The sequence below is a fragment of the Prauserella cavernicola genome (genome assembly GCF_016595675.1).
In the GTDB taxonomy this organism is placed as follows: Bacteria; Actinomycetota; Actinomycetes; order Mycobacteriales; family Pseudonocardiaceae; genus Prauserella_A; species Prauserella_A cavernicola.
The window spans coordinates 124,442-138,592 of the sequence record NZ_JAENJH010000001.1 but is presented as its reverse complement, the minus strand read 5'-3'; the positions used below and the strand labels follow the sequence as shown (position 1 = coordinate 138,592).

Sequence of the window (14,151 nt, the reverse complement as noted above, 5' to 3'; positions counted from 1 at the left end):
CAGCTCGGGTTATGCTCAGCACGCATGACCATCGAGCTGCGCCACTTCCACTGCTTCCTCGCCATCGCCGGGGAGCGCAACCTCACGCGCGCCGCGGCGGTTCTGCACCTCACCCAGCCCGCCGTGTCCCGCACGCTGCGCCAGCTGGAGCAGCGCCTCGGAGTCCGGCTCGTCGACCGCTCGACCCATCACCTGACCCTGACCGCTCAGGGCGAGGCGTTCCGCGAGCGCGCCGCCGCCGTGGTCACCGCCGTCGACCGGGCGCTCGATCCGACGCTGCTGGGCCACGCGCCGCTGCGGCTCGGGCACGCGTGGTCGGCGCTCGGACAGGCCACCCCGATCCTTTTGCGGCGCTGGGAACACGACCACCCCGCCACCCCGTTGGAGCTGCACCGCGTCGACGAGCGCACAGCGGGGCTGCGCACCGGTCTGGTCGACGCCGCGCTGCTGCGCGGCCCGGTCGCCGAGGGCGGACTGGTCACCCGCCTGCTCGGCACCGAACCGCGCGTGGCCGCGGTACCCACCGGCAGCGCGCTGGCGGCGCGGTCGTCGCTCACGCTCGCCGACCTTTCCGGCGAGCCGGTTGTGGTCAACACCGTGTCGGGGCTGACGACGCCGGAACTATGGCCACCGCGGATCCGGCCGGCCCGGCTGGTGCCAGTGGCCAACACCGACGACTGGCTCGCCGCGATCGCGGCGGGCCGGGGCGTGGGCGTGACCTCGACGGCCACCGCCCGCGTCCACGCCTACCCCGGTGTGGAGTTCGTGCCCGTCACCGACGCCGAGCCGATCCCGGTGGTGCTCGCGTGGCCGCGTGCGGGCGGGCATCCGGCCGTCCCGGCACTCGTCGAGCTGGCGCGCGAACTGCTCGCCTAGGTCCACTGCCTAGGCACGCAGCGCCGCGCGGATCAGTTCCAGCGGGTGCTGGGCCTGGCGCGTGGTGCCGTGCTCGATCTGCTGCCGGCACGACACCCCGGTGGCTGCCACCACCGTCTCGGCCGGTTCCGCCTTCACCGCGGGGAACAACCGGTCGGAACCCACGCTCATCGACACGTCGTAGTGCTCGGCCTCGAACCCGAACGAGCCCGCCATGCCGCAGCAGCCCGCGTCCAGCTCCACCACCTCGGCGCCGGGGATGCGCTTGAGCAACCCCACCGTGGCGGCGGTGCCGACCTCGGCCTTCTGATGGCAGTGCCCGTGGAACAGCACGCGCCTGCCCGAGGGCCACGCCGCGTCGTCGAGGTCGAGCGCGCCGTCGTCGATCGCCTCGGCGAGCACCTCCTCCAGCTGCCGCACCCTGCCCGCGACGGCACGCGCGGCGGGATCGTCCGGCAGCAGCGACAACGTCTCGTCGCGCAGCGTCAGCACACACGACGGCTCGCAGCCCACGATCGGCGCGTCCGAACTGGCCAGCTCCGCGACCAGCGCCGCAGCCTTGCGCTTGGCGTCGTCGACGAGCCCCTTCGACAGGCTCGAGCGGCCGCAACAGCCACGCGTCACCAGCCGCACAGAGTACCCGGCCCGTTCGAGCAGCTCCACGGCCGCGCGGCCGATGCCGGGCTCGGTGTAGGTGGTGAACGAGTCGGCGAGGAACATGATCTCGCCCCGGGATCCCGGGCTCGCGGGCGTGTGCTTGCGGAACCACGCGCCGAGGTTGCGGCGTTCGAACCGGGGCAGCGGACGCCGCGCCGAGATGCCGACGTAGCGTTCCATCAACTTGCGCAGCACGGGAATCCGGCCGGGCAGGTTGGACAGCGGCGCGGTGGCCGAGCCGAGCCGGTTGAGCGTGCGGATGGAGCCGAACACCCGCGAGCGCGCGGGCACGCCGTGCACGTCGTGGTGCTGCGCCAGCGTCTCGCTCTTGAGCTTGGCCATGTCCACGCCGAGCGGGCACTCGCTCTTGCACGCCTTGCACATCAGGCACAGGTCGAGCACCTCGTGCAGCCGCTCGTCGCCGAGCGCGGCCTTGGGGTCCGGTTCGGACAGTGCCTTCACGAGCGCGTTGGCGCGTCCGCGCGTGGAGTCCTCCTCCTTGAGCGTGGCCATGTACGACGGGCACATCGCGCCACTCTCGCTCTTGCGGCACAGCCCGATGTTCATGCACCGGTCGGCGGCCGCGCGCATACCGCCCACCACCTCGAACGAGAGCTTCGTCCGCAGCGGTCCCGGTTCGGGCAGCGCGGGATCGCGGAGGTTGTCGGTCATCGACGGCGCGTCCACGATCTTGCCGGGGTTGAGCGTGCCACTCGGGTCGAACAGCCGCTTCACCTGGCGCATCGCCTCGTAGAGCTCGTCGCCGAAGATCTCGCGGTTGAACTCGCTGCGCGCCAGACCGTCGCCGTGCTCGCTGGAGTTCACGCCGCCGTAGGCCGTGACGAGGTCCTTGACCTCCTCGGCGACCGAGCGCATCTTCTCCACCTCACCAGGCGCGGTCAGGTCGACGAACGGGCGGATGTGCAGGCAGCCCACGGAACAGTGCCCGTAGAAGCCCGCCTCCATCTCGTGCCGGTCGAGGATCTCCTTGAACTTCGTCGTGTACTCCGGCAGATGCTTCGGGTGCACGGCGGTGTCCTCGACGAAGGCCAGCGGCCGCCGCGCGCCGACGCTGGCCGCCATCAGGAGGCCCAGGCTGGACTTGCGGACCTTGAGCAGCGCCGACTGCTGCTGCGGGGTGACGGCCTCCAGCGTGTGGTAGCCGTGGTCGTGCTTGCGCCACAACGCTGTGAGCCGCTTGAGCCTGCCGACGAGCTCGTCGCGGTCGTCGCCGGTGAAGTTGACGAAGAGCAGCGCGTCCGGGTCGCCCTCCAGGATGTCACCGAGGGAGGAGTACTCGATCTTCTGCCGCGACAGGTCGAGGATCGTACGGTCCATCAGCTCCACGGCCGCCGGGTCGCACGAGAGCGCGTCGTCGGTGGCGGCGATCGCCTCCGGCGTCGAGGCGAAGTGCCCCACCGCGATCACCGTGTGCTTCGGCTTGGGCACCAGGTCCACGACCGCGCTGGTGCCGACCACGAGGGTGCCCTCCGCGCCGACGACGAACTTTGCGAGGTCGAACGGTGTCGGCTCGGCGAGGCGGTCGAGGCGGTATCCGGTGGCACGGCGCCAGAACTCGGGGAAACCACCCGCGATGGCGTCGCGGTTCTCCTCGACGATCTTCGGCAGCTCCCGGTAGAGCGCGCCCTCCAGCGTGGGCGCGGCGGCCCTGCGCGCGAGCTCGGCCTCGTCCACCGGCGCGAAGTGCGCCGTGGTCGCGTCGGAGAGCACCACCTCCAGCTCGCGCACATGGTCGATCGTCATGCCGTAGCGCACCGACCCGCTGCCCGCCGAGTTGTTGCCGATCATGCCGCCGAGTGTGGCGCGGTTGCTGGTGGAGGTGTCCGGGCCGAACATCAGCCCGTGCGCCCCCGCGGCCCGGTTGAGCTGGTCCTGCACCACGCCCAGCTCCACGCGTGCGGTGCGGCTCTCCGGGTCGAGCTCCAGGATCTTGTTGAGGTGCCGCGAGAGATCGAGCACGATGCCGGGCCCCACGGTCTGCCCCGCCAGGCTCGTGCCCGCGCCGCGGGGCACAACCGGCACGTCGTGGTCGCGCGCGGCGGCCACGGTCGCGGCGACGTCGCCGGCTGTGCGCGGAAAGACCACGCCCAGCGGCCGGATGGAGTACATGCTCGCGTCGCGGGAGAACAGGTGCCGCGTGTAGTCGTCGAAGGCGACCTCGCCCTCGACGTCGGCGTTGAGCCGCCGTTCCAGGTCCCCGCTCATGCTCCCGCCTTTCCTGTGAGCACCCGCAGCGCCGCGGCCACCCCCGAGTCGTCCACCGGCACGCCCGCGAGCTCGAGTCCCATCTGGACACCCGAGAGCGTGCCCGCCAGCGCGACGTCGTTGAAGTGCCCGAGATGTCCGATCCGGAACACGGTGCCCTTGAGCTTGCCCAGCCCGGCACCGAGCGACATGTTGAACTTCTCGAGGATCAGCTCCCTGAGCTTGTCGGCGTCGTGGCCCTCGGGCATCACCACGGCGGTGAGCGCGGGCGAGTGCTCACGCTCGTCAAGGCACAGGATCTCCAGTCCCCACCCGCGCACGGCCGCGCGGGTGGCCTCGGCGTGGCGCAGGTGGCGGGCATAGACCTGCGGCAGCCCCTCCTCGTCGAGCATCGTCAGCGCCTCGCGCAGACCGTAGAGCAGGTTGGTGGCCGGAGTGCTGTGGAAGAAGCCGCGCCGGTTGGCCTCCAGCACCGGCCGCCAGTCCCAGTAGGAGCGGCGCAGGCCCGCGCTCTCCGCGGCCCGCAGGGCCTTGTCGCTCACCGCGTTGAAACCCAGCCCCGGCGGGAGCATCAGGCCCTTCTGCGAACACGAGACCGTGACGTCGACTCCCCACTCGTCGTGCCGGTAGTCCACCGAGCCGAGCGAGGAGATGGTGTCCACGAGCAACAGCGCCGGGTGTCCCGCGTCGTCGAGCGCGCGCCGGATCTCCGCGATCCGGCTGGTGGCACCGGTCGAGGTCTCGTTGTGCACCACGCAGACGGCCTTGATCGCGTGGTCCGTGTCGGCGGCCAGGTGCGCGGCGGCGGCCTCGGGATCGGCGCCGTGGCGCCAGTCTCCTGGTACGAACTCCACCTCGAGTCCCAGACTCTCCGCCATCTCCCGCCAGAGCGTGGCGAAGTGCCCGGTCTCGAAGGCGAGCACGCGGTCGCCGGGGCTGAGCGTGTTCACCAGCGCCGCCTCCCACGCACCGGTGCCCGAGGACGGATAGATCACCACCGGCCCGGTGGTGCCGAAGACGGGTTTCACCGCCTCCAGCAGATCCAGGGTCAGCGCGGCGAACTCGGGACCGCGGTGGTCGATCGTGGGTGCGGACATCGCCCGCAGTACCTGCTCGGGAACGTTGGTGGGGCCGGGAATTTGCAGGAAGTGCCGGCCGATCGGCTGTGCCATCGGATTCTCCATGGGTCTATTCAGGACTCTTGACTGTCATTTGTGTCGCGCGCCATACTTCCTCGGTGCGAGACCCCGCTTTCGCATTACGGAATAGCTGATTTCCGTCGCGGCCGCGAGCCAACGCCTGCCTCGAGGAGCCACATGTCCATACAGTTATATTCGATCATCGGCCTGGTTCTCATTTTTCTCCTCGCGACTCTGCGCTCGGTGAATATGGGAGCGGTAGCCTTTCTCGGCGCCTTCCTGATCGGAACCTTCATTTACGACGAAACTGCGGAAGATCTCTTCTCCGGATTCCCCGGAGACCTTTTCGTGGTACTCGTCGGCGTGACATTGCTGTTCGCCATCGCCAAGGCCAACGGCACGGTCGACTGGTTGATCCATGCCGGAGTTCGGGCCGTGAGAGGCAGAATCGCGCTCATCCCGTGGGTGATGTTCCTGATCACGAGCCTGCTCACCATGGTGGGAGCGGTGGTCCCCGGCGCGGTCGCCATCATGGCGCCGATAGGGCTGAACTTCGCGACGCGCTACCGCATCAACCCGATGCTCATGGGACTGCTCATCATCAACGGCGCCACCGCGGGTGGCTTCTCGCCCCTCAGCATTTTCGGCACCATCACCAACGGTGTCGTGGAACGCAGCGGCCTTCCCGGGAACCCGGTGCTGCTGTGGGTGAGCTCGTTCCTGTTCAACGCCTTGCTCAGCGTCGTGGTCTTCTTCATGTTCGGCGGCAAGAAGCTGCTGGGCCGTCGCGAGACGCCCGGCGAGGGCGGCACGCCCGCCCCGGAACCGCAGGACGACGGTGAGCCCGTCGGCGGCGGTGCGGGCGGCGGAAGCGGCGCGACCGCCACCAAGACGCGCACGGAGGCGGGCGAGGCCACCGCGGTGACCACACTCAACACCCAGCGCTCCGTGACCCTGCTCGGGCTCGTCCTGCTCGCCGTGGGCGCACTGGCGCTGGAGTTCGACGTGGGCCTGCTCGCCCTGAGCATCGCGACGGTGATCTGCCTGCTCTCGCCCAAGGACACCAAGGCGTGCTTCTCGCAGGTCGCGTGGCCCACCGTGCTCCTGATCTGCGGCGTGGTGACCTATGTGGGCCTGATGGAACGGGTGGGCACCATCGAGTTCCTCGGCAACAGCGTCGCGGGTATCGGCGTGCCACTGCTGGCCGCGCTCGTCATCTGCCTGATCGGTGCGGCGGTGTCGGCTTTCGCCTCCACCACGGGCATCCTCGGGGCGCTGATCCCGCTCGCGGTGCCGTTCCTGCTGACCGGTCAGGTCGGCGCGGTCGGCATGATCATCGCGCTCGCGATCTCGTCGTCGGTGGTCGACTCCTCGCCGTTCTCCACCAGCGGCGCGCTCGTCGTGGCGAGCACTCCGGAGGAGCACCGCGACACGATGTTCCGGCGCCTGATGATCTGGGGCATGAGCATGATCGCCATCGCCCCGGTGGTCGCCGTGCTGATCTTCGTGATCCCCGGCTGGCTCTGACACCGACGGCCCGAGAGCCCGTCGGCATCTCTGGTGCCGACGGGCTCTTTCCGGGCCGATGCCGGTTAGACTCCGGTCATGAGCGAGGGAATGCGCACGGTCCTGTCCGCCTTCCGCGTGCTCGAAGAGGTCGCGTACACGCAGCCCGTCGGCGTCGGTGAGCTGGCCCGCAGGCTGCGACTGCCGAAGAGCACCGTGCAGCGCGCGCTCCGGACACTGTGGACTGCCGGCTGGATCTGCCCCGACGGCGCCGAGGTGACCCGCTGGGTGCTCACCACGCGCGCCCTGCACATCGGCCAGCGCGCGATCGCGGACCTCAGCGTGCGCGACGCCGCCGCGGCGATCATGCAGGAACTGCGCAAGGAGACCGGCGAGACCTCCCACCTGATGGTGCGGGAGGCCGACCGTGCCGTGCTGATCGAGCGGGTCGAGACCGAGCACCCGATCCGCGCGGTGATCCCGCTGGGCAGCGCGGTTCCGCTGCACGGCTCCTCCAACGGCAAGGCCATGCTCGCGTCCCTGCCGAGGCAGCGCGTGCGCGAGATCCTGGGCGGCAAGCTGGAACGCTACACCGGCAACACAATCGTCGACTGGGACCAGTTCTTCGCCGACCTCGACCGCGTGGCCGACCGTGGCTACGCGTCCAACGTCGGCGAGTGGCGCACCGACATCGCTGCCGTCGCGTCGGCGATCTTCGACCACGACGGCAGCCCGGTCGCGAGCATCTCGGTGTCGGCTCCGGGCAGCAGGATGACCGACGAGTTGCGGGAGACCTACGGCGCACTCGTCGTCGAGGCGGCGCAGCGGATCAGCGCGACGCTCGGCTACCGGCTTCCGGTGTGAGCGCGGCACGGCCCATCACCGGCCATGCCACTGCGGCGGGCGCTTCTCGGTGAACGCGGTGACGCCCTCACGGAAGTCCTCGCTGCCGTAACACATCGAGATCAGGTCGTCGCCGGGTGGCAGCGCATGCTCGCGCAGCCGGCGCAGCGCGATCTTGCTGGCGCGCATGGTCAGCGGCGCCTGGCCGGCGAGCTGGTCGCACAGCGCCGTCACCCGGCCGTCCAGTTCGGACTCCTCCACCAGCTCGGACACCAGGCCGATCCGGTGGGCGTCCTCGGCGCCGACGAAGCCCGCGGTGTAGATCAGGTGGATCGCCCTGCCCGCCCCGACCAGCTGCACCAGGCGGGCGTAGCTCGCCATCGACAGGCAGTTGCCGACGGTGCGGGCGATCGGCAGGCCGAACTTCGCCTTCGGACTCGCGATACGCAGGTCGCAACAGGCCGCGATGGACAATCCGCCACCGGTCGCGTAGCCGTCGACCACCGCGATGGTGGGCACCCGGATGCTCTCGACCTTGTCGAGCACACTTTCGATGCGTTGCTCGTAGTCGAGCCCGTCGGCGGCGCCCTGGAACTGTCTGAACTGCGCGATGTCGGTGCCCGCGACGAAGGCCTTGCCGCCCGCGCCGCGCAGCACGACGACGCGCACGTCCTCGTCGGCGTCGACGCGCTCGCAGAACTCGACCAGCGCGTCGTACATCTCCCACGTCATGGCATTGCGCGCCTCGGGCCGGTTGAACGTCGCGACCGCGACGGGACCGCTGAACTCGGTCAGCACCTGGTCGGTCATCCCACGGCTCCTTCGGCTCGCAGTGTCGCGATCTCGCTCTCGGTGCAGCCCGCCGCCTTCAGCAGCTCGTCGGTGTGCTCACCGAGCGAGGGCGCCGTGCGCCGGACCTGGCCGGGAGTATCGCTGAGCTTGATCGGAATGCCGAGCGCGCGCACCGTCCCCTCGGTCGGATGGTCCATCTCCACGACCATCTCGCGCGCGAGGGTGTGTGGGTCTTCGCAGGACTGCCGGTAGTCCTGGATCGGACCCGCGGGCACGCCCGCGTCGAGCAGCGCGTCCACCCAGTCGTCGGTGTCGCGTTCCTTGAGCGTGGTGGTCAGCTCGGCGGCGAGCACGTCGCGCAGCCGCACGCGCTCGGAGTTGGTGGTGAAGCGGTCGTCGGCGAGCAGGTCGTCGCGGCCGAGGACGTCGCACAGGCGCCGCCACAGCCGGTCGTTGTTGGCGCCGATGGTGAGATAGCCGTCGCGGGTCGGCAGTGCCTGGTACGGCGCGTTGACGCGATGCGCCGAACCCAGTCGGCCGGGCGCCTCGCCGGTGGCCCACAGCTCGGAGGTCTCCCAGATCGACAGCGCGAGCGCGGCGTCGTAGAGGGAGGTGTCCACGGCCTGGCCCTGTCCGGTGACTTCGCGGGACAGGCACGCGCTCAGGATTCCGACGGCGCAGAACAGGCCCGCGGACATGTCCGCGACGGGCACGCCGCACTTGACGGGCTCGCCGTCGGCATCGCCGGTGACGCTCATGACGCCGGACATCGCCTGGGCGATCAGGTCGTAGCCCGGACGCTGCGCGTACGGGCCGGTCTGGCCGAACCCGGAGATGGAGGCGTAGACGATGCGCTCGTTGACGGCGCGCAGCGACGGATAGTCGACGCCGAGCTTCGCCGCGACGCCGGGGCGGAAGCTCTCCACCACCACGTCGGCGTCGCGCACCAGACGGTAGAACGCCTCCCGGCCCGCGTCGCTCTTGAGATCGAGGGCGATGCTGCGCTTGTTGCGGTTGACGGCGACGAAGGCCGCGCTCTCGCCCTGGGGTAACCGGTGCCCGGTGGCCTGCCGGGTGGCGTCGCCTCTGCCGACCGGCTCGACTTTGATCACGTCGGCGCCGAGGTCGCCGAGGAGCTGACAACAATACGGACCGGCCATGACCTGGGTCAGGTCGACGACCGTCAGGTGTCCCAGCGCGAACGCCATAGTCCCTCGCTGACTGTGCCGCACCACGGCACGGTTGTTGTGCTACGGCACGACTCTACGATCGTGGCTCGCGGCCGGTCAAGGGAGTCGCATCCCGGCCTCGCGTGGGGCATCGTGGCGGCATGACGTTCGAGTCGATGACGAGAAGGCGCCCGGTGCCGGGCGCGACCGCCGTGACGCTCGGCGGGACGCCGGTGCGGCTGCTCGACCGCGCGCGGATCTACGCGTGCGGCATCACCCCGTACGACGTGACGCACCTCGGGCACGCGTCGACGTTCGTCTGGGTCGACACGTTGCGGCGCGTGCTGCGGGTGCTCGGGGTGGAGCCGGTCGTGTGCCGCAACGTCACCGACGTCGACGACGTCCTGGTCGACGCCGCACGGCAGTCCGGCTCGCCCTACGACCAGCTCGCCGCGTTCCAGCAGTTCCACTTCGAGGGCGACATGGCCGCACTCGGCGTGCCCGCGCCCGACTTCGAACCGAGGGCGCACAGCTACGTCGACGCGGTGCTGCGCCTGGCGGCCGCGCTGCTCGACGCGGGCGCGGCGTACCGGCGCGGCGGCAGCGTCTACTTCCGGGGCCGGGCGGTCGCCGAGCGCGCGGGCCTGGGCGAGGCCGAGGCACTGCGGCTGGCGGCCGAGTACGGCGGCAGGCCCGAGGACCCCGACAAGGAGGACCCGTTCGACGTGGCCGTGTGGCAGGCGGCCGAACCCGGCTACCCCGCGTGGGACTCGCCGTGGGGCACAGGCAGGCCGGGCTGGCACGCGGAGTGCGTGGCGATGTCGGAGTCCGTGTTCGGGGTGGGCGTGGACGTCCACGCGGGCGGGGCCGACCTGCGCTTTCCGCACCACGCCTATCACGCGGCGATGGCCGAGGCGCTCTCCGGCGTGACCCCGTACGCGCGGGCATGGCTGCACGTGGGCACGGTGGCCGTCGACGGGGCGAAGATGGCGAAGTCGGCGGGGAACCTGGTGCTGTTGGAGGAGCTACTGGCCAACCACACGGCGTCGGTGGTGCGGCTGGCGATCATCGATCGTCCGTGGGCCCAGGCCTGGGACTACGCGCCGTCGGTGCTGGACGCGGCGGGCACGCGCCTGGAGGCGCTGCACCGGGCCGCGGGCCGGCCGATCGAGGCGGGCGAGCCCGCGATCGAGCGGATGCGAGCCCTGCTCGCGGACGACCTGGGCACGTCAGCGGCCCTGGACGTGGCGATCGAGGAGGGCGGCAGCGCCGCCCGCCTCCTCACAGCGTCCCTGGGCCTGAGCTGACCCACCCGACACCCGACGCACCGCGAGTCCCCCGCTCCAGCCCGCGAGTCCCCCACTCCAGCCCGCGAGTCCCCCGCTCCAGTCCGCGACTTCCCCGCCGAGGCCGACGAGTTGCCCGCTCAGGACACCGTCGCCGGTCCGGAGCCTCCCGCGCGGGTCAGCACTGTGGCGGCGAGCGTCCACTCGCCGCCACAGCGGCTCTCCGTCGACAGCACCCCGTCCGCCCGCGACCGAACGCCCGACTCGAAGTCCCGAGCAGGCAACTCGCAGTCCCGGACGGGGAACTCGCGCGCCTGGACGGGGGACTCGCGCGCCGGAGCGGGGGACTCGCGCGCCGGAGCGGGGGACTCGCGGTTAGTTCTGTGGTTGGACGTTCGGGATGCCGTTCTCCGGTGGGGCGGCGTGTTCTTCGGTGTGCTCGGTGATCTCGGTGTCGCCGTTGCCGGTGACCAGGACCGGGCTGAGGTCCTCGGTGCCGCCGGTGCCCGCGATCCGGACCACCTTCACCCCGCTCAGGCCCGCGTGCGAGTCCGCCGAGTACCGGTACGGCACGAACGCGGGTCCGCGCAGCTCGCCGCCCATCTCCTCGAGCGCCGTCACGATGCCCTCACGGGTCGGGTCCGGACCCGCGGCCTGCAGTGCCTGCACGAAGGTGTAAGCCTGTGCCATGCCGTAGATCCGGTAGTTGGACAGCTGGCCCTGACCGCCGTGGGCGTCCCACACCCGCTGCCACAGCTTCGTCCAGGCGTTGTCCGGCGCGTCCACGCCCGGCAAGTACTCGGTGGTCATGACGCCCTGCAGCAGCGCCGCGTCGGTGACCTGCCCCTCGGAGAAGCGGCTCAGCAGAGAGCCGACCAGCGCCGGGTCGGAGCCCACGTTGCTGTAGATCCACTGTGGATCGTAGTTGAGCCGCATCGCCGTCAGCTGGCTCAACGCGGTGTAGGAGGGCACGTTGAACCCGATCACCAGGTCCGCGCCCGCCGCCTGCAGCGCCGCCACCTGCGGGCCGACGTCGGTGTTGCCGGGCGCGTACCGTTCGGCGGCCACGATCTGGTCGTCGATGTAGGCCCGCGCGCCCTTCTCGCCGTCCTCACCGAAGTCGTCGTCCTGCAGGAACAGCCCCACCTTCGCGTCGGGGAAGTTCTGCTGCACGTACTGGCCGATGATCTTGCCCTCGACCTCGTAGTCGGGCTGCCAGCCGAAGGTCTGCGGGTTGGTCTCGGGCTGGTCCCACAGCAGTGAGCCCGAGGACACGAACAGGTCGGGCACCTCGGAGCTGTTGAGGAAGTCCAGCACGGCACTGTGCGTCGGGGTTCCGAGCCCGCCGACCATCGCGAAGATCTCGTCCTGCAGCACCAGTTCGTTCACGACCTGGCTGGTGTTGGTCGGGTTGTAGGCGTCGTCGCGGTAGACGTAGTCGATGCGCCGCCCGTTCACGCCGCCGGCCGCGTTGACGAAGTCGAAGTACGCCTTGGCTCCCGTCGGGATCTCGCTGTAGCCCGGCGCCGCGACACCGGTCAGCGGGAAGTGCGCGCCCACCTTGACCGACTCGGCCGTCACGCCCACGTCGGACGCGCTGCCCCCACCCTGATCCTCCTCCGGCCGTCCGCCCGCACCGCACGACGTGATCAGCAACGTCACGATCGTGGCCAGGGCGCCGACCGCGAGACCGCGCTGTCCCGGTCGCCTCATCTGCTTCCTCCTTGGTTGATTCCCCGACGCCAGAACCGGCGGAGCAGTCCCATCGCCCCGCCGGGAGCGAGCAGCATCACGACCACCAGCACCACGCCGTAGACGAGCGGCGCGAGTTGCGCCGCCTGCACGCCCGTGAGCCCGGCGCCGGTGCCGAGGTTGGTCACCGCGGGCGGCAGGAACACCAGCAGCGCGCTGCCGAGCAACGCGCCCGCGATGCTGCCGAGCCCGCCCACGACCACGGCGGTGAGCAGCGAGAGCGACAGCACGATCGTGAAGCCGCTGGGCGCGGCGAGCCGCACCACCATCGCCAGCACCGCACCCGCGAGCCCGGCGCACGCGGCACTCACGACGAACGCGAGCACCCGCAGCCTGCCGAGGCGGAGCCCGGCGAGCTCGGCGGCCACCTCGTCGTCGCGCACCGCGCGCCACACGCGCCCGAACCGGCTCGCCATGAGGTTGGCCAGCAGCAGGATGACCAGCAGCAGCGTGAGCCAGCCGATGTAGGCGAGGTACTTCGCGCTGCTCAGGTCGCCCGCGGTGACGAAGTAGTGCGCGTCGGCGAACCAGTCGGGCGGCCTGGGCGAGCGCACGCTGAGCCCCTGCTCCCCGCCCAGCAGGCCGTCGAAGTAGATCGCGAGCCCGGGCACCCCCACGGCCAGCGCGAGTGTCGCACCCGCGAGGTAGGGGCCGTGCAGCCGCGACGCCGCGGCGCCCACCAGGATGCCGACCAGCGCGGTGACCGCGGCCGCGACCAGCATCGCGAGCGAGAACGGCACGGCGTCACCCTCGAGCAGCAGCGCCGTGGTGTAGGCGCCGACGGCCATGAGCGCGCCGTGGCCGAGCGAGATCTGCCCGTTGAGTCCGGTGAGGACGGTCAGCCCCGCGGCGGCGATGGCGTAGTAGGACATGGTGGCGAGCTGCGAGTTGCGGAACGGGCTCGTGGTCTCCAGCACCAGCACCACCACGACGAGCCCGGCGAGCACGCCGAGCAGGTTGCGCAGCAGCAGCGACCGGGGAACGAATCGACGCGGAAGCGTGCGCATCAGACCCTCCTTGCCGCGACCCGGCTGAACAACCCACGTGGCCTCACCAGCAGCACCGCGACGAGGATCGCCAGCGCGGCCAGTGTCACCAGCTCGCTGCCGAGATAACCGCTCACATAGGACAGTGCGAGCCCGATGATCAGCCCGCCCGCCACGGCGCCCCCGGGACTCTCCAGCCCGCCGAGCACAGCGGCGACGAAGCCGTACACGATCACGGCGTCCATGTAGGCGGGGTGCACGAGGTTGCCGCCCGCGATCAGCAGCCCAGCCAGTGAGCCGACGACGGCGGCGAGCGCCCAGCCGAGGGTCAGCATCCGGCCGACCCGGACCCCGAGCAGCCGGGACACCTCCTGGCTGAACGCCGACGCGCGCATCCGCAGCCCGAGGTCGGTGAACCGGAACAGCGCGGTGAGCGCGAGCATCACGACGACCACGGAGGCGATCACGAACACCGAGAACGGCGTGAACGCGATGGTCATCTCGCCGACGGTGAAGCCACGCAGGCCGAACGGCGCCGGAAACGACTGGAAGGTGGCGCCGAACAGGATCGCCGCCAGCGCTTGGAACGCCACGAACAGTCCCAGGGTGACGATCACGGCGTTGAGCTCGGGTCCGCCCTCGACCGGTCGCATCACGACCCGCTCGACCAGTGCGCCGAGCACGAGTCCGCCCGCCAGCGCCGCGGCGAATCCGGCCCAGTAGGACAGTCCGCTCTCGATGAGGGTGAGCGCGAGGTAGGTGGTGAACATGGCCATGGCGCCCTGGGCGAAGTTGATGATCCGCGTCGCCCGCCAGATCAGGACCAGTGCGAGCGCGAAGGCCGCGTAGATCGCGCCCTGGCTCAGCCCGCCGAGTGTGAAGTTCACGAACTGTTGCATCGTCTGCGTGGTCCTCTCCC

The 14,151-nt window shown here is 70.8% G+C and carries 11 protein-coding genes; 4 read left to right on the top strand and 7 right to left on the bottom strand.

The window, feature by feature from the left end:
- The first annotated feature begins 24 nt into the window (after positions 1–24).
- On the top strand, positions 25–876 hold the full coding sequence (locus JHE00_RS00635) for a LysR family transcriptional regulator (protein ID WP_200313661.1): 852 nt from the start codon (positions 25–27) through the stop codon (positions 874–876).
- 9 nt (positions 877–885) lie between these two features.
- On the opposite strand, the gene JHE00_RS00630 is transcribed toward JHE00_RS00635, so the two are convergent.
- Positions 886–3,759: an FAD-binding and (Fe-S)-binding domain-containing protein gene (locus JHE00_RS00630; RefSeq protein WP_200313660.1), complete on the bottom strand. Its 2,874-nt coding sequence runs from the start codon at positions 3,757–3,759 to the stop codon at positions 886–888.
- Positions 3,756–4,931, bottom strand: coding sequence for a pyridoxal-phosphate-dependent aminotransferase family protein (locus JHE00_RS00625; RefSeq protein WP_200313658.1), 1,176 nt, complete (start codon positions 4,929–4,931; stop codon positions 3,756–3,758). The genes JHE00_RS00630 and JHE00_RS00625 overlap by 4 nt, the downstream gene beginning before the upstream one ends.
- 144 nt (positions 4,932–5,075) lie before the next feature.
- Here JHE00_RS00625 and JHE00_RS00620 point away from each other — a divergent pair, with 144 nt between their 5' ends.
- Together JHE00_RS00620 and JHE00_RS00615 are read left to right on the top strand one after the other, a co-directional pair.
- Positions 5,076–6,425 carry an SLC13 family permease gene (locus JHE00_RS00620; protein WP_200313656.1) on the top strand — a complete coding sequence of 450 codons (1,350 nt, stop codon included), beginning with the start codon at positions 5,076–5,078 and terminating at the stop codon, positions 6,423–6,425.
- 78 nt (positions 6,426–6,503) lie between these two features.
- Positions 6,504–7,268, top strand: coding sequence for an IclR family transcriptional regulator (locus JHE00_RS00615; protein WP_200313654.1), 765 nt, complete (start codon positions 6,504–6,506; stop codon positions 7,266–7,268).
- A 15-nt stretch (positions 7,269–7,283) separates the two neighbouring features.
- Here JHE00_RS00615 and JHE00_RS00610 read toward each other — a convergent pair whose 3' ends face one another.
- Together JHE00_RS00610 and JHE00_RS00605 are read right to left on the bottom strand one after the other, a co-directional pair.
- A complete protein-coding gene (locus JHE00_RS00610) occupies positions 7,284–8,057 on the bottom strand; it encodes an enoyl-CoA hydratase/isomerase family protein (RefSeq protein ID WP_200313653.1) in 774 nt (257 codons plus the stop codon).
- Complete coding sequence (locus JHE00_RS00605; RefSeq protein WP_200313651.1) at positions 8,054–9,247, bottom strand: CaiB/BaiF CoA transferase family protein; 1,194 nt, start codon at positions 9,245–9,247, stop codon at positions 8,054–8,056. Before JHE00_RS00605 ends, JHE00_RS00610 begins: the two co-directional genes overlap by 4 nt.
- A 122-nt stretch (positions 9,248–9,369) precedes the next feature.
- On the opposite strand from JHE00_RS00605, the gene JHE00_RS00600 reads away from it, so the two are divergent.
- Positions 9,370–10,515, top strand: a complete 1,146-nt coding sequence (locus JHE00_RS00600) for a class I tRNA ligase family protein (protein WP_200313649.1) — start codon at positions 9,370–9,372, stop codon at positions 10,513–10,515.
- A gap of 354 nt (positions 10,516–10,869) precedes the next feature.
- On the opposite strand, the gene JHE00_RS00595 is transcribed toward JHE00_RS00600, so the two are convergent.
- From JHE00_RS00595 to JHE00_RS00585, 3 genes are read right to left on the bottom strand one after another with little or no spacing between them, the layout of a single operon-like run.
- The gene (locus tag JHE00_RS00595) at positions 10,870–12,207 is read right to left on the bottom strand and encodes an ABC transporter substrate-binding protein (protein ID WP_200313647.1); all 1,338 of its coding nucleotides are present in this window, start codon (positions 12,205–12,207) and stop codon (positions 10,870–10,872) included.
- Positions 12,204–13,253 carry a branched-chain amino acid ABC transporter permease gene (locus JHE00_RS00590; RefSeq protein WP_200313645.1) on the bottom strand — a complete coding sequence of 350 codons (1,050 nt, stop codon included), beginning with the start codon at positions 13,251–13,253 and terminating at the stop codon, positions 12,204–12,206. The genes JHE00_RS00595 and JHE00_RS00590 overlap by 4 nt, the downstream gene beginning before the upstream one ends.
- Positions 13,253–14,131 carry a branched-chain amino acid ABC transporter permease gene (locus JHE00_RS00585; protein WP_200313643.1) on the bottom strand — a complete coding sequence of 293 codons (879 nt, stop codon included), beginning with the start codon at positions 14,129–14,131 and terminating at the stop codon, positions 13,253–13,255. The genes JHE00_RS00590 and JHE00_RS00585 overlap by 1 nt, the downstream gene beginning before the upstream one ends.
- Positions 14,132–14,151 lie beyond the last annotated feature (20 nt).

Coding starts and splice junctions, on each gene's coding strand:
- JHE00_RS00635 (WP_200313661.1), top strand. CDS start 25: ATGACCATCGAGCTGCGCCACTTCCACTGCTTCCTCGCCATCGCCGGG.
- JHE00_RS00630 (WP_200313660.1), bottom strand. CDS start 3,759: ATGAGCGGGGACCTGGAACGGCGGCTCAACGCCGACGTCGAGGGCGAG.
- JHE00_RS00625 (WP_200313658.1), bottom strand. CDS start 4,931: ATGGCACAGCCGATCGGCCGGCACTTCCTGCAAATTCCCGGCCCCACC.
- JHE00_RS00620 (WP_200313656.1), top strand. CDS start 5,076: ATGTCCATACAGTTATATTCGATCATCGGCCTGGTTCTCATTTTTCTC.
- JHE00_RS00615 (WP_200313654.1), top strand. CDS start 6,504: ATGAGCGAGGGAATGCGCACGGTCCTGTCCGCCTTCCGCGTGCTCGAA.
- JHE00_RS00610 (WP_200313653.1), bottom strand. CDS start 8,057: ATGACCGACCAGGTGCTGACCGAGTTCAGCGGTCCCGTCGCGGTCGCG.
- JHE00_RS00605 (WP_200313651.1), bottom strand. CDS start 9,247: ATGGCGTTCGCGCTGGGACACCTGACGGTCGTCGACCTGACCCAGGTC.
- JHE00_RS00600 (WP_200313649.1), top strand. CDS start 9,370: ATGACGTTCGAGTCGATGACGAGAAGGCGCCCGGTGCCGGGCGCGACC.
- JHE00_RS00595 (WP_200313647.1), bottom strand. CDS start 12,207: ATGAGGCGACCGGGACAGCGCGGTCTCGCGGTCGGCGCCCTGGCCACG.
- JHE00_RS00590 (WP_200313645.1), bottom strand. CDS start 13,253: ATGCGCACGCTTCCGCGTCGATTCGTTCCCCGGTCGCTGCTGCTGCGC.
- JHE00_RS00585 (WP_200313643.1), bottom strand. CDS start 14,131: ATGCAACAGTTCGTGAACTTCACACTCGGCGGGCTGAGCCAGGGCGCG.